Origin of the sequence: Bradyrhizobium sp. SRS-191, from assembly GCF_024586915.1 — a bacterium.
Classification (GTDB): Bacteria; Pseudomonadota; Alphaproteobacteria; order Rhizobiales; family Xanthobacteraceae; genus Bradyrhizobium.
In genome coordinates, this window is the sequence record NZ_JANBVS010000016.1 from 62142 (window position 1) to 76142 (window position 14001).

6 protein-coding genes and 1 pseudogene are annotated in these 14001 nt (G+C 65.4%); all 7 read left to right on the forward strand.

What is annotated here, in order from left to right; genetic code table 11:
- Positions 1–25 precede the first annotated feature (25 nt).
- On the forward strand, positions 26–2050 hold the full coding sequence (locus NLR35_RS25275) for a methyl-accepting chemotaxis protein (protein ID WP_257169243.1): 2025 nt from the start codon (positions 26–28) through the stop codon (positions 2048–2050).
- 482 nt (positions 2051–2532) lie between these two features.
- Positions 2533–4236 (forward strand): annotated as a pseudogene (locus NLR35_RS25280) (methyl-accepting chemotaxis protein).
- A gap of 114 nt (positions 4237–4350) precedes the next feature.
- Entirely contained in the window at positions 4351–5583 is a 1233-nt protein-coding gene (locus NLR35_RS25285) for an ABC transporter substrate-binding protein (RefSeq protein ID WP_374940857.1), read from the forward strand.
- A gap of 229 nt (positions 5584–5812) precedes the next feature.
- Positions 5813–7837, forward strand: a complete 2025-nt coding sequence (locus NLR35_RS25290) for a methyl-accepting chemotaxis protein (protein ID WP_257169245.1) — start codon at positions 5813–5815, stop codon at positions 7835–7837.
- Positions 7838–8056: 219 nt separating this feature from the next.
- Positions 8057–9748, forward strand: coding sequence for a methyl-accepting chemotaxis protein (locus NLR35_RS25295; protein ID WP_257169246.1), 1692 nt, complete (start codon positions 8057–8059; stop codon positions 9746–9748).
- A 224-nt stretch (positions 9749–9972) separates the two neighbouring features.
- The gene (locus tag NLR35_RS25300) at positions 9973–11679 is read left to right on the forward strand and encodes a methyl-accepting chemotaxis protein (RefSeq protein WP_257169247.1); all 1707 of its coding nucleotides are present in this window, start codon (positions 9973–9975) and stop codon (positions 11677–11679) included.
- Between the two features lie 405 nt (positions 11680–12084).
- Positions 12085–13761, forward strand: a complete 1677-nt coding sequence (locus NLR35_RS25305; RefSeq protein ID WP_257169324.1) for a methyl-accepting chemotaxis protein — start codon at positions 12085–12087, stop codon at positions 13759–13761.
- Positions 13762–14001: the final 240 nt, after the last annotated feature.

The following is a 14001-nucleotide window of genomic DNA, read 5'->3' on the forward strand; positions in this document are numbered from 1 at the left end:
GCGCTTCACCGGGGAAGCGAAAGACATGCAACTCAATCGGATCGGCTACAAGCTTGGCCTCGCCGGCCTCTCCGGCATTGCGCTGGCCATCGCAGCGCTCGTCAATCAACACGTCTCACAAAGCGCGGTCGATGAGGCGACCAAGATCTCGGAGCGCCAGCTCGTGATCCGCAAGTTGTCACTGACCGCGGACGCCGATCTGCGTAGCCTGCAGCTTACCAATCGCGGTGTGCGGCTGGCGCGCAGCGTGGCGGAGGTCGATAAGCTGCTGGAGGACGAGCACAAGATCGAGGCGAAGGTGAAGACCGCACTCGAGACCGCGCAGACCACCGCGGTTCGTCCCGCCAGCAAGGAGCGGTTCGGCAAGATTCTCGCGCTGACGACCGACTATAAGAAAGGCGCCGAGGACATCGTCCGGATGCAGAAGGAGCTGCTCGCGACCAACGCGCTGCGCGATACGCAGGCTGCCACCTGGATCAAACAGTTCGATGCCTTGATGAAGATGCCCGCTCTGAAAGCGGCAGCCGACGCCACGGCGATCGAGCGCGACCTGCACGAGCTGAACGCGATGGGCACGGCGATCCGCACCAATGCGTGGCGCTATCTGGCGACCGGCGACGTCAGCTCGAGGGACGGCATGATCGCCCGTGCCAAGGAGCTCGACCGGAGCTTCGTCCAGACCATGGAGCGGGTGCCGCAGGAAGTGAAGCCGGAGATCGAGAAGCTGCGCAGTGATCTCAAGGCCTACATTGAATCGTCGACCAAGGCGGCAGGTCTGGAGGAGGCCAAGACGAAGCTGCTGACCGAGAAGATGTTCCCGGCAGCGGACGAGGCAGGCAAGCTGATGGCCGAAGCCGTGCAGGCCGCTGACAGATTCTCGAAGGAGGCCAAGGACAATGCCGAGGCCGCGACGGCGAGCGCTACGAAGGTCAACTTCACGCTGTCGGTCGTGCTCGTGCTGGTGCTCGCGGGCTCCGTGGCGTTCGGCTTCATGGGCATCTCGCGTCCGATCGTGGCGCTCAATGGCGCGCTCGGCCGCATGGCCTCGGGCGACCTCGACATCCAGATCCCCGGTGCAAGCCGCGGCGACGAGGTCGGCGACATGGCCAAGAACGTCGTCGTCATCAGAGAGAATGCCGAGGCCAAGGCGCGTGCCGAGGCCGAGCAGAAGGCGCAGGCGGATGCGATCGCCGCCGAGCAGCGCAAGCGCGACATGAACCAATTGGCTGACTCGTTCGAGCGTTCGGTCGGCCAGATCATCGAGACGGTCTCCTCGGCCTCGACCGAGCTGGAGGCATCCGCAGGCTCACTGACGTCTACCGCGGAACGTTCGCAGCAGATGGCCGTGACCGTTGCGGCAGCCTCCGAGCAGGCCTCGACCAATGTCCAGTCGGTCGCCTCGGCCACCGAGGAGCTGTCGTCCTCGGTCAACGAGATCAGCCGTCAGGTGCAGGAATCGGCGCGGATGGCCGGCGAGGCCGTCAGCCAGGCGCGCCAGACCAACGAGCAGGTCAGCGAGCTGTCGAAGGCGGCCGCCCGGATCGGCGACGTGGTCGAACTGATCAACACCATTGCCGGACAGACCAACCTGCTCGCGCTCAACGCCACCATCGAGGCGGCGCGCGCCGGAGAGGCCGGCAAGGGATTTGCCGTCGTCGCCACCGAGGTCAAGGCCCTGGCCGAGCAGACCTCCAAGGCCACCGGCGAGATCGGCCAGCAGATCTCCAGCATCCAGGCCGCCACGCAGGAGTCGGTCAACGCCATCCGCACCATCTCCGGCACGATCGAACGGCTGTCGGAGATCTCCTCGACCATCGCGGCAGCGGTGGAGGAGCAGGGGGCTGCGACCCAGGAGATCTCGCGCAACGTCCAGCAGGCCGCGCAAGGCACGCAGCAGGTCTCGTCCAACATCACCGAGGTGCAGCGTGGCGCCGGCGAGACCGGGACAGCGTCCTCGCAGGTGTTGTCGGCGGCGCAGACCTTGTCGACCGACAGCAACCGACTCAAGCTCGAAGTGGGCCGCTTCCTGCAGACGGTGCGCGCCGCATAGTCGTTGCGGCGGTCGTCGATCTTCACTCACTCAGCCGCAGGCGCCACGCCTGCGGCTTTTTCTTTGGCGGGCCCGCAAGGGCGCCGGTCGTGTCGCCGCTCGCGCAAAATAACCTGCGTAGTCAATCCAGGTTTTTAACTTGCTTTAACTTCCGGCCCCTAGGGTCGCGTCATCAGCGGCCCAGACGCAGTCGAGCTCCACGGGCAAACGGCGCTTCTCTGATCCGGCCGCAGCACATGAGACAACGCGCCGCAGGGCCATGCGGGAGCGCGTTACCGATCTGGGCTGAGTGACGACCAAATTTGGTCGCCGCTCCGTATTCGCACGGACATCGCATTAACCCGGCTTAACCCGGCGGTCCCTACGTTCGCATCTATGGGCGGTGGGGCCCGTTAGCGTGCACACGATGGGCCGGCCCAGCCCGTCGACGACACGATCTGTCCCCGAGCGCCTCTCACACAGTCGCGCCCGTGGAGACTGCGATGTCCCTTGTACGACCACACCGCCTCAAGCTGACGATCGGCATCAAGATCTATGCGCTGATCGCGCTGAGCTTCCTTGGCCTGATCGGCCTGACCGCCTTCAGTTCGCGTGAGCTTGCCGCCGGCCTCAAGCAGCAGAAGCAGCTCGAGCTCAGGCATCTGACCGAGCTCGCGCTCGCCATTTTCGCCGAGGAGCATGCAGCCGCGCAGAACGGAGCGATCTAGGTCGCGGAGGCGCAGAAGCGCGCGCTCGAGCGCGCCTCTCAGCTGCGCTACGGCGGCAACGAGTACTTCTTCGTCACCGACATGTCGGCGCGCATGCTGATGCATCCGATCTCGACCAAGCTGGTCGGGCAGAACGTCGCCGACATGAAGGATCCCAACGGCAAGAAGCTGTTCGTCGAAATGGTCGACGTCGTGCGGCAGCATGGCCGCGGCTTCGTCGACTATGATTGGCCGAAGCCGGGTTCCGAGACGCCGCAGCCGAAGCTCACTCATGTCGCGGGCTTCGCGCCGTGGAATTGGCTGGTCGGCACCGGCGTCTACATCGACGATCTCTCGGCGCAGGCTTGGGCCTCGACCCGCCAGTCGCTGATGGCGGCGGGGCTCGTGCTTCTGGTCCTGCTGGTGGTTTCGACCATGATTGGACGCGGCATCACCGGTCCGCTGCATCGCATGACCGATGCGATGAAGAGCCTCGCCGGCGGCCGCCTCGATGTCGAGGTGCCCGGCAGCGGGCGCCGCGACGAGATCGGCGAGATGGCGGGCGCGGTCGAGGTGTTCAAGAGCAATGCCATCGAGCGCCAGGCGCTCGAGGCCGAGCAGAAGGAAGCCGAGCAGCGGGCGTTCGCTCGGCGCAAGGCCGACATGCACAAGATGGCCGACGATTTCGAAGGCGCCGTCGGCGAGATCGTCGAGACGGTGTCGTCGGCCTCGTCGAGGCTGGAAGTGTCGGCGGACACGCTGAGCAAGACGGCGGTGCGCGCCGGCGAGCTCGCCACGGCGGTCGCCGCCGCGTCGGAGGAAGCTTCCACCAACGTGCAGTCCGTCGCCTCGGCGACCGAGGAGATGACGTCGTCGGTCACCGAGATCGGCCGTCAGGTGCACGAGTCCGCGCGCATGGCGAACGAAGCGGTGGAGCAGGCCAGGCGCACGAACGAGCGCGTCGGCGAGCTCTCACGCGCCGCGAGCCGTATCGGTGACGTCGTCGAGCTGATCAACAGCATCGCCGGGCAGACCAACCTGCTGGCGCTGAACGCCACCATCGAGGCGGCGCGCGCAGGCGAGGCCGGACGCGGCTTTGCCGTGGTGGCGGCAGAGGTGAAGGCGCTGGCGGAGCAGACCGCCAAGGCGACCGACGAGATCGGCCAGCAGGTGGCCGGCATCCAGACGGCGACGCAGGAATCGGTGAATGCCATCCGGCTGATCTCCGGCAGCATCGAGCGGCTGTCCGAAGTGTCCTCGACGATCGCCGCCGCGGTGGAGGAGCAGAACGCCGCCACAAGGGAGATCTCGCGCAACGTCCAGCAGGCTGCGCAGGGCACCCAGCAGGTATCCGCCAACATCACCGACGTACAGCGCGGCGCCAACGAGACCGGGTCGGCATCGACCCAGGTGCTGGAGGCGGCACAGGGGCTGTCGACGGATAGCAACCGGCTCAAGCGCGAGGTGAGCCGCTTCCTGCAATCGGTCCGCGCCTCCTGACAAGCCTGCACAAACGTCACCACCCCCGCTGCCCTCCGACATCTTTCAACGAGTTCGAACCCTGTCATGAAGACCTTCCTTCCCGTCCGGCCTCGCAGCGAGGCAGTGGCCCGCATGCATTCCCTTGCAAAATTCCTTGCATATCGCTTCTCCCTCATCCTCGGCCTCGCGTTCGCGGCCCCGGTGCATGCTGCCCCCGCCGACAGGGGCGTCATTCCTGCGTCGCCGGTTCGCGGCGTCACGGAGCGCGAGATCACGTTCGGCAGCGTCGTGCCGCTGTCGGGGGCGAACAAGGAGACCGGCCGGCTGCTCAAGCTCGGCATCGAAGCCGCCTTCAACCGCGCCAACGAGACCGGCGGCGTCCACGGCCGGATGCTCAGGCTCGCGGTCGCCGACGACGGCTACGATCCGAACCGCACCCTCGACGCCATGAGGCAGCTCTATGAGAGGGAGCAGGTGTTCGGCTTCGTCGGCAGCTTCGGGACGGCGACGGCGGCCGTCGCCATTCCCTACGCGCTCGAACGCCGCGTGCTGTTCTTCAGCCCCTACACCGGCGCCAACGTCACGCGGCACGATCCTCCCGATCGTTACGTCTTCAACTACCGCCCGAGCTATTCGGAGGAAGCCGATGCGCTGGTGCGCTATCTGGTGAAGCTGCGCCGCGTGCCGCCGCGCCAGATCGCGCTGTTCGCCCAGGACGATTCCTTCGGCGATGCCGGCTTCGCAGGCGTGGCCAAGGCGTTTCGCACCCTCGGGCTCAACGACGCTGCCATCCTGCGTGCGAACTACGTCCGCAACACGGTGGATGTAGAGCCGGCGATCAACCAGCTGAAGGCCCAGAAGACGCCGGTCCGCGCGGTCATCATGGTCGCGACCTCGCGCGCGGCCGCGAAGTTCATCGAGAAGGCGCACGCCGCGCTTCCCGGCGTCATCTTCGTCAACGTCTCGGCGGTCGGCGCCTCCGCGCTCGCCAGCGAGCTCACCTTGCTCGGTCCGCGATATGCCGCCGGGGTCATCGTGACCCAGGCGGTGCCCGCGGTCTCCGGCTATTCGAGCCTGGTCTTGGAGTACAAGGAATCGCTCGCCAAGCATTTTCCCGGCGAGCCGCCGGACTACACCTCGCTCGAGGGCTACATCGAAGCGAGCATCCTCATTCAGGCCCTGAAACGGACGGGTCCGCAGCTCGATACCGAGCGGCTCATCGAGACGCTCGAATCCATGCGCAACATCGATCTCGGTCTTGGCGCCTTGCTCAATTTCGGCCCCGCCGAGCATCAGGCCTCGCACAAGATCTGGGGCACGGCGCTCGACGAGACCGGCGCCTATCAGGCGATCGAGCTGGAGTGAGGCGAGGTCCAAGGCCGCCGGTTCTGCAACCGGCGCGCGCGTAAGAGGCGAGGGTGGGACGAAGAGCGCGTGGACGTATGCCTCGCGTCTTCCAACTCCGTAATCCTACGGACCGGATGGTTAAGTCTTCTTAGAACTCTGACTTCGAGATTGGTTCCAACTTGGAACAATTTTTCGCGCGGCAAACAACCCGGCGTGTCGGGCCGTGATCGATTCAGGGGCAGGCTACATGATCAAGCTCAATCGCATCGGCTACAAGATGGGAGCCGCCGGCCTCGTCGGCATCCTGCTTTCGCTCGGCATGCTGCTGAACCAGCAGTCGTCGCAGAGCGCGATCGATGGAGCGATCAAGGCCGCTGATACGCAGAATTCGATCCGCAAGAGCGTGCTGATGGCGGATGCCGATCTGCGCAATCTGCAACTTGCCAATCGCGGCGTCCGCCTGTCGAAGACAGCTGCCGAAGTCGACAAATTTCTCGACGAGGAGCGGCAGGCGCTGACCAAGATCGGCAAGAGCATCGATGCCGGGGCGGAGCTGGCGAAGCTTCCGGCCAACAAGGACAGGCTGCTGAAGATCAAGTCGCTCGCCGCGGACTACATGACTGCGGCGGAGGACGGAGCCCGGCTGCAGAAGCAGGTGCTGTCGCTGCAGGAGGCGCGCAACGTCCTTTCCAACGACTGGCGCAAGCAGGTCGATGCGCTGCTCGGTTCGGCCGCCATCAAGGCGTCGGCCGAGGCTGCCGAAAGCGAGAAGCATTTCTATGCGGCCGACTCCGCGATGACGGCCGTCCGCGCCGCGGCCTGGCGCTTTGCCGCCACCAACGAGGCCGCGCTCAAGGATGAAATCATCAAGCGCATCAAGCTGGCCGGCGACGAGTTGTCCGCAGCGCTCACAAGTCTGCCGGCCGCGAAGTCCGACGTCGAACGGCTGCGCGGTCTCTTGAAGAGCTATGGCGATTCGGTTGGCCAGACTGTCGCTGCGGAAGAAGCCAAGAACAAGAGCGTGACCGAGAAGGCGCGGCCTGCCGCCGCCGAGGCGACCAGGCTGATGGGCGAAGCGATCGCGAGCGCGGAGCAGCGCGCCGCGGAGGCGAAGCAATCGGCCGATGCCGAGCTTACGAGCGCCGGACGCATCAGTTTGATCCTGTCCGGGGTAATGGTGCTCGTGCTGGTGGGCTCGGTCGCCTTCGGCTTCCTGGGCGTGGCGCGGCCGATCAGCCTGCTCGACGGCGCGCTGGGCCGCATGGCCTCGGGCGACATCGCCATCAGGATCCCCGGTGCGAGCCGCGGGGACGAGATCGGCGACATGGCCAAGAACGTCGTCATCATCCGGGAGAATGCCGAAGCCAAGGCGCGCGAAGAGGCGGAAGCCAAGGCGATCGCCGACAAGAAGGCCGCCGAGCACCGCAAGCGCGAGATGCACCAGCTGGCCGATGCCTTCGAAGCCTCGGTCGGTCAGATCATCGGCACGGTGTCCTCGGCGTCCGACGAGCTCGAAGCCTCGGCCAAGACCCTGACCGCGACCGCGGAGCGGTCGCAGCAACTGGCGATCACTGTCGCCTCCGCATCCGAGGAGGCGTCGACCAACGTGCAGTCCGTCGCCTCGGCCACCGAAGAGCTGTCATCGTCGGTCACCGAGATCAGCCGCCAGGTGCAGGACTCGGCGCGGATGGCCAGCGGTGCGGTCGAGCAGGCGCGCAAGACCAACGATCAGGTCGGCGAGCTGTCGAGGGCCGCGGCCCGCATCGGCGATGTGGTCGAGCTGATCAACACCATTGCCGGCCAGACCAACCTGCTGGCGCTCAACGCCACGATCGAGGCGGCGCGGGCCGGTGAAGCGGGCAAGGGTTTTGCCGTGGTCGCAACCGAGGTGAAGGCGCTGGCCGAGCAGACCTCGAAGGCGACCGGTGAGATCGGCCAGCAGATCGCCGGTATCCAGGCGGCGACGCAGGAGTCGGTGAATGCGATCCGGGCGATCTCCGGCACCATCGAGAAACTGTCGGAAATCTCCTCCGCCATTGCCGCTGCCGTCGAGGAGCAGGGCGCAGCCACCCAGGAGATTGCCCGCAACGTGCAGCAGGCGGCCGCCGGCACCGAGCAGGTCTCGTCTAACATCACCGATGTGCAGCGCGGCGCCACCGAGACCGGCTCGGCCTCGTCGCAGGTGCTGTCCGCCGCGCAGATGCTGTCGGGCGACAGCAGCCGGCTGAAGACGGAGGTGTCGCGCTTCCTGGAGACGGTGCGCGCGGCGTGATTGAAGGACGCTGCGTTTCATTCGAAGGGCGTGGCCGCGGGCCGCGCCCTTTTTGTTTGTCAGCAGAGTCCCCTTGGTCCCGTAACTCTACGGAGCGCGATGTTAACGAGGTTCCATACATGCGCCGCTAAATTTGTAGGAGTTGTTTAACATTCTGCTGCCGGGCTTTTCTGCTGACCGGCCGCATGACGGATCAACGCCGATCCGAAGGGGCCTTTGATGTTTGCCAGCATGTCCATCCGCACCAAGATCATGTCCGTCGTCGCGCTGCTTCTTCTCGTCCTCACCGGCATGGGCTTGCTCGCCATCTCCAGCATGCGCGCGATGAACGCCAACACGGTCGACATCACCAGCAACTGGCTGCCGAGCGTGCGGGTTCTGGGCGATCTTCGGGCCAATACGATTACCTATCGCAACGTGGTTCGCGAGCACATGCTGGCGGAAACGCTCGAAGAGAAGCAGACGCAGGAGAAGACGGCCGCAACGGTGTTCGACAACCTGAACAAGGTGGCCAAGACCTATGAGGCGATGATTTCTCTGCCGGAAGAGCGGGCCATCTATCAGCAATGGAGGGCCGTGTGGGATCGATACATCGACGGTGCTCAGAAGGTGATGGAGCTGTCGCGCAAGGCGGTCGGCCAGTTGCCGCATGAGGCCCACGTGCTGAACCAGGGCACCGTCAACAAGATCGGCCTGGAGGCGGATGAGGTGCTGAGGAAGAGCATCGATTTCAACAATGGCGGCGCCGACAAAGCCTCGGCTGATGCGGCCTCGACCTATTCGACCTCGTTCGCGATGCTCGGCGGCATCAATATCGTCATGCTGCTGCTCGGCACGCTGGTCAGCTTCCTGATGGTGCGAAGCATCTCGGCAGGCATCGCCTCGATCGTGACGCCGATGCAGGCGCTGGGCGAAGGGGATTTGTCGGCAGACATCCCGCATCGCGGCGCGAAGACCGAGATGGGCGTGATGGCCGACGCGCTGCAGATCTTCAAGGACGCCTTGATCGCCAAGAAAGCAGCGGATGAAGCCGCCGCAAAGGACGCCGAGGCGAAGATCGAGCGCGGCCGCAGGGTCGACGCGGTGACACGTCAGTTCGAGGCCGTCGTCGGCGACATCGTCAACACGGTGTTCTCGGCATCGCGGCAGCTCGAAGCGTCGGCCGATACATTGACGTCGACGGCCGATCGCTCGCAGCGGCTGGCGACCACGGTTGCCTCCGCCTCCGAGGAGGCGTCGACCAACGTCCAGTCGGTCGCTTCCGCAACGGAGGAACTGTCCTCGTCGGTGACCGAAATCAGTCGGCAGGTGCAGGAGTCGGCGCGGATGGCCAGCGAGGCGGTGACGCAGGCACGCACCACCAATGATCAGGTCGGCGAATTGTCGAAGGCGGCCGCTCGCATCGGCGACGTGGTCGAGCTGATCAATACCATCGCCGGGCAGACCAACCTGCTGGCACTCAACGCCACCATCGAGGCGGCGCGCGCCGGCGAGGCCGGCAAGGGCTTTGCCGTCGTCGCCACAGAGGTCAAGGCCCTAGCCGAGCAGACGTCGAAGGCCACCGGCGAGATCGGGCAGCAGATCTCCGGCATCCAGGCTGCGACGCAGGAATCGGTCAACGCGATCCGGACGATTTCGGGCACGATCGAACGGCTGTCGGAGATCGCGTCCGCCATTGCGGCTGCGGTGGAGGAGCAGGGCGCGGCGACGCAGGAGATCTCGCGCAATGTCCAGCAGGCCGCGCACGGCACCCAGGAGGTCTCCGCCAACATCGCCGACGTGCAGCGTGGCGCGAGCGAGACCGGCTCGGCCTCCTCGCAGGTTCTGTCCGCCGCGAAGTCGCTGTCGAGTGACAGCAATCGGCTGAAGATCGAAGTCAGCCGCTTCCTGGAGACCGTCCGCGCGGCGTAGCCAAAGCAAATCAGTCGTCTGAGTTCAGGACGTGCCGTCTGACCGTCGGCGCGCCCTCCGTATTTGTCCGGCCCGGAGTTCCACCAGGAGACAAATTAACACAAACTCGGTTCCAACTTAACAAACTCGGCTTAATTCGGCGCCGCCCCCTCAGAATGAGCGTCATTTTCGCGGAGGCTGTAATGGCCTCAGGTAGTTATGAATTGCATCCGACGAGGCCAACAATGTCCTTCCTGTCCCGCTTCCGTATCTTGACGAAGATTCTTGCGATCGTCCTCCTGCTCAGCGCCATGATGGGCGTCCTGAGCTACATGGCGACCGGAGCCATGCGTGATCTCAACGACAACGCCGAGCGCATGGCGCGTGCGGCGCGGCGCTCGATGCTGGCAGCGCGTGCCAATACCAACGTGATGTCGATCGTCGGCGCCGAGTATCGCAGCGCTCTCGATCCCCGCGACGACAACCGCAATGCGACCCACCACATCATCGACGAGCAGATGAAGGGCTTCAAGGAACGGCTGGACGAAGTCGCCAAGACCAGCGACCAGGAAGCCCAGGCGATGCTCGCCGGTGTTCGCGACGCGTTCGCCGCGTATCAGGGCAGCATCGCCAAGACCATGGCCGTTGTCGAGGCGGCATCCTCCAGCCAGATCAGCGACTCCGCTCAGAAATTGCTCGAGGCCGTCAAGGCCAGCGATGCCGTCGCCGAGACGCTCCGGACCAGGATGCGAGCGGTGGCCGAACGGATGGATCATCGGGTCGAGGAATTGGCCAAGTCGACGGCCGAAGAGTATGTCGAGACATCGCGCGAAATGATGATCATCTCCGGCATCAGCATCATTGCCGGCCTGCTGATGGGCGGGCTGATCGGTCAGTTCGGCATTGCCAAGCCGATGCGGGCGCTGGTGGCGGTGCTGCAGCGGATGGCGAGAGGCGAGGACGTCGTGATCTCGGGCGAGGGACGCGGCGACGAGATCGGCGAGACCGCGCAGGCCGTCAACGCGATCAAGATCATGCTGGCCGAGAAGGCGCAGCAGGAGGCCGAGGCCAAGGTCGCGATGGACAAGCTGATGGCCGAGAAACGCCGCGCCGAGATGCACCAGATGGCCAACGGCTTCGAGCAGGCGGTCGGGCAGATCGTCGGCACGGTGTCGCATGCCTCGACTGAGCTGGAAGCGTCGGCGGCGTCGCTGAGCTCGACCGCGGCGCGCTCGCAGACCCTGGCGACCACGGTCGCGGCCGCTTCCGAAGAAGCCTCGACCAACGTGCAGTCAGTTGCTTCGGCGACGGAGGAGATGGCCTCTTCCGTCAACGAGATCAGCCGGCAGGTCCAGGAATCCGCCCGCATGGCCAGCGACGCGGTCCAGCAGGCCCGACGCACCAATGATCGCGTCGGTGAATTGTCGCAGGCTGCGAGCCGCATCGGCGATGTCGTCGAGCTGATCAATGCGATCGCCGGCCAGACCAACCTGCTGGCGCTGAACGCGACCATCGAGGCGGCCCGTGCCGGCGAAGCCGGACGAGGCTTTGCGGTCGTCGCCTCCGAGGTCAAGGCCTTGGCCGAGCAGACCGCGAAAGCCACCGGCGAGATCGGTCAGCAGGTCGGCAGCATCCAGGCGGCGACGCAGGAGTCGGTCGGCGCTATCCGAGAAATCTCGGGCACCATTGAGCGGCTGTCGGAGATCTCGTCGGCCATTGCGGCTGCGGTGGAAGAGCAGGGCGCCGCGACGCAGGAGATCTCGCGCAACATCCAGCAGGCCTCGATCGGCACCCAGCAGGTGTCCGCCAACATTGTCGAGGTGCAGCGCGGCGCCAATGAGACCGGCTCGGCCTCGTCGCAGGTGCTGTCGGCGGCGCAGATGCTGTCGGGCGACAGCAACCGCCTCAAGCTCGAGGTCGGTCGTTTCCTCGACACCGTGCGCGCCGCCTAGCAGCGTCGCCGGCATCACGATGACACGCGCGGTCGGCGCCGCGCGTGTCATCCATTCCCGTCCGTCCGGCCGGAGTCCTACGGTACGGAAAATTAAGATGTCTTTCGTTTGCACCGCGAGATGTTCGATTCGACCGGCTCGAGCAGAGGCTCGCGCTTGCACGCCAAGCTGATGACATCACTCGGCAATCGGGCAGCGCGGATATTGCCGGGCTCGCCCGAGGGCCAGTCGTCCCGCACGGGCCGCAGCAGCGGCGCGGCGCGCTTACGTGGAACTACTGGTCGAAAAGTTAATCTAGGTTTCAATTTGTTCTGACGAATTGAAGCGAAGTTCTGTCCAACTCGCCTCCTGCGTGCTGCAGGAGGTTCAGCCCCGAAGAGAAAGAACAAGATGCTCTCCGTCCTGATGAACATGAAGACGTCGCGCAAGCTCGCGGCCGGCTTCCTGATGACGATCATTGTGTCCGTGGTCGCCAGCTTGATCACGTGGCAGAACCTCTCGACGCTGGCGCAGAACAACGGCTGGACCGTCCACACCTATCAGGTGATTGATCAGACCAAGGCGCTGGTCTCCGCGATGGTCGACGCCGAAACCGGCGTGCGTGGCTTCCTGGTCGGCGGCACCGACAACTTCCTCGAGCCCTATAAGAATTCCGACGTCGCCTTCAAGAAGGCGCTGACCGAGGTGAAGCAACTGACCTCGGACAACCCGACCCAGCAGCGCCGTTTCGACGAGATCGCGAAGGCCGCCGCGGGCTGGCGCCAGGACGTCGCCGAAAAAGAGATCGCGCTGATGCGCAATCCGCAGACGGTGCAGGAGGCGCGCAACCTCGAAGCTTCCGGTGCGGGCAAGAAGTACATGGACGGCCTGCGCGCCCTGGTGAAGGAGGCCATCGACATGGAAGCCTCGCTGCTTCAGACGCGCGCGGATGCCGCCGAAGCCGCGCTGGCCTCATCGAAGACGGCGATCATGACCGGCGGCGTTCTGATGGCCCTGATCGCAGTGGTCTCGCTTCTCGTGCTGAATTCCGCCGTCACCCGCGGCATCACCAGCATGACCGCCGCGATGGGCCGCCTCGCCAACAATGATCTCAGCGTCACCATCCCCTATGCCGATCGCCGCGACGAAGTCGGCGACATGGCCAAGGCCGTGCAGATCTTCAAGGACAACGCCATCCGCGTCCAGGCGCTTGAAGCCGAGCAGAAGGAGACCGAGCGTCGCCAGGCGGAGAACCGCCGCCGCGACATGATGGATCTCGCCGGCCGCTTCGAGCAGACCGTCGGCGACATCGTCAATGCCGTGTCGACGGCCTCGGGCCGGCTGGAAGGCTCCGCCAACACGCTGCGCCGCTCCGCCGAGCGGGCGCAGGAGCTGACGACCACCGTGACCTCCGCCTCGGAGCTCGCCTCGAGCAACGTGCAGTCGGTCGCTTCCGCCACCGAGGAGCTGTCCTCGTCGGTCACCGAGATCAGCCGGCAGGTGCAGGAATCGGCCCGCATGGCGAGCGAGGCGGTCAACCAGGCGCGGCGGACCAACGACCAGGTGAGCGAGCTGTCGAAGGCGGCCGCGCGGATCGGCGACGTCGTCGAGCTGATCAACACCATTGCCGGCCAGACCAACCTGCTGGCGCTCAACGCCACCATCGAGGCGGCGCGCGCCGGTGAAGCCGGCCGCGGCTTCGCGGTCGTCGCCACCGAGGTCAAGGCCTTGGCCGAGCAGACCTCCAAGGCGACCGGCGAGATCGGCCAGCAGATCTCCGGCATCCAGAGCGCGACGCAGGAATCGGTCGGCGCCATCAAGGAGATTTCCGGCACGATCGAGCGCCTCTCCGAGATCGCCTCGACCATCGCCGCCGCCGTCGAAGAGCAGGGCGCCGCGACCCAGGAGATCTCGCGCAACGTCCAGCACGCCTCGCAGGGCACCAAGGACGTGTCGACCAACATCATCGAGGTGCAGCGTGGCGCCAGCGAAACCGGCTCGGCTTCCTCGGAGGTGTTGACCGCCGCGCAGGCGCTGTCGTCCGACAGCAATCGCCTCAAGGCCGAGGTCAGCCGCTTCCTGGACACCGTGCGCGCCGCGTAAGCTCACTCAACTGCCGCAAGACATCAGGGCGTGGCCGCAAGGCCGCGCCCTTTTGCTTTGTCTGCGTGCGTTCTGCCGGCGTGGTGTCCGCGAACCATGCGCGCGGTGCAGGGCCCCGTGAAATCCCGCGCAAGGCGGCTGATCTTTAACTTACGTTAATTCCAAATCGGCGAGTGTCGACGTTGTTACAACCTTTTGTTCAGGAATACGGAACTCATTGTCGTGCTCAGCAATCTTCGC

Coding starts and splice junctions, on each gene's coding strand:
- NLR35_RS25275 (WP_257169243.1), top strand. CDS start 26: ATGCAACTCAATCGGATCGGCTACAAGCTTGGCCTCGCCGGCCTCTCC.
- NLR35_RS25285 (WP_374940857.1), top strand. CDS start 4,351: ATGCATTCCCTTGCAAAATTCCTTGCATATCGCTTCTCCCTCATCCTC.
- NLR35_RS25290 (WP_257169245.1), top strand. CDS start 5,813: ATGATCAAGCTCAATCGCATCGGCTACAAGATGGGAGCCGCCGGCCTC.
- NLR35_RS25295 (WP_257169246.1), top strand. CDS start 8,057: ATGTTTGCCAGCATGTCCATCCGCACCAAGATCATGTCCGTCGTCGCG.
- NLR35_RS25300 (WP_257169247.1), top strand. CDS start 9,973: ATGTCCTTCCTGTCCCGCTTCCGTATCTTGACGAAGATTCTTGCGATC.
- NLR35_RS25305 (WP_257169324.1), top strand. CDS start 12,085: ATGAACATGAAGACGTCGCGCAAGCTCGCGGCCGGCTTCCTGATGACG.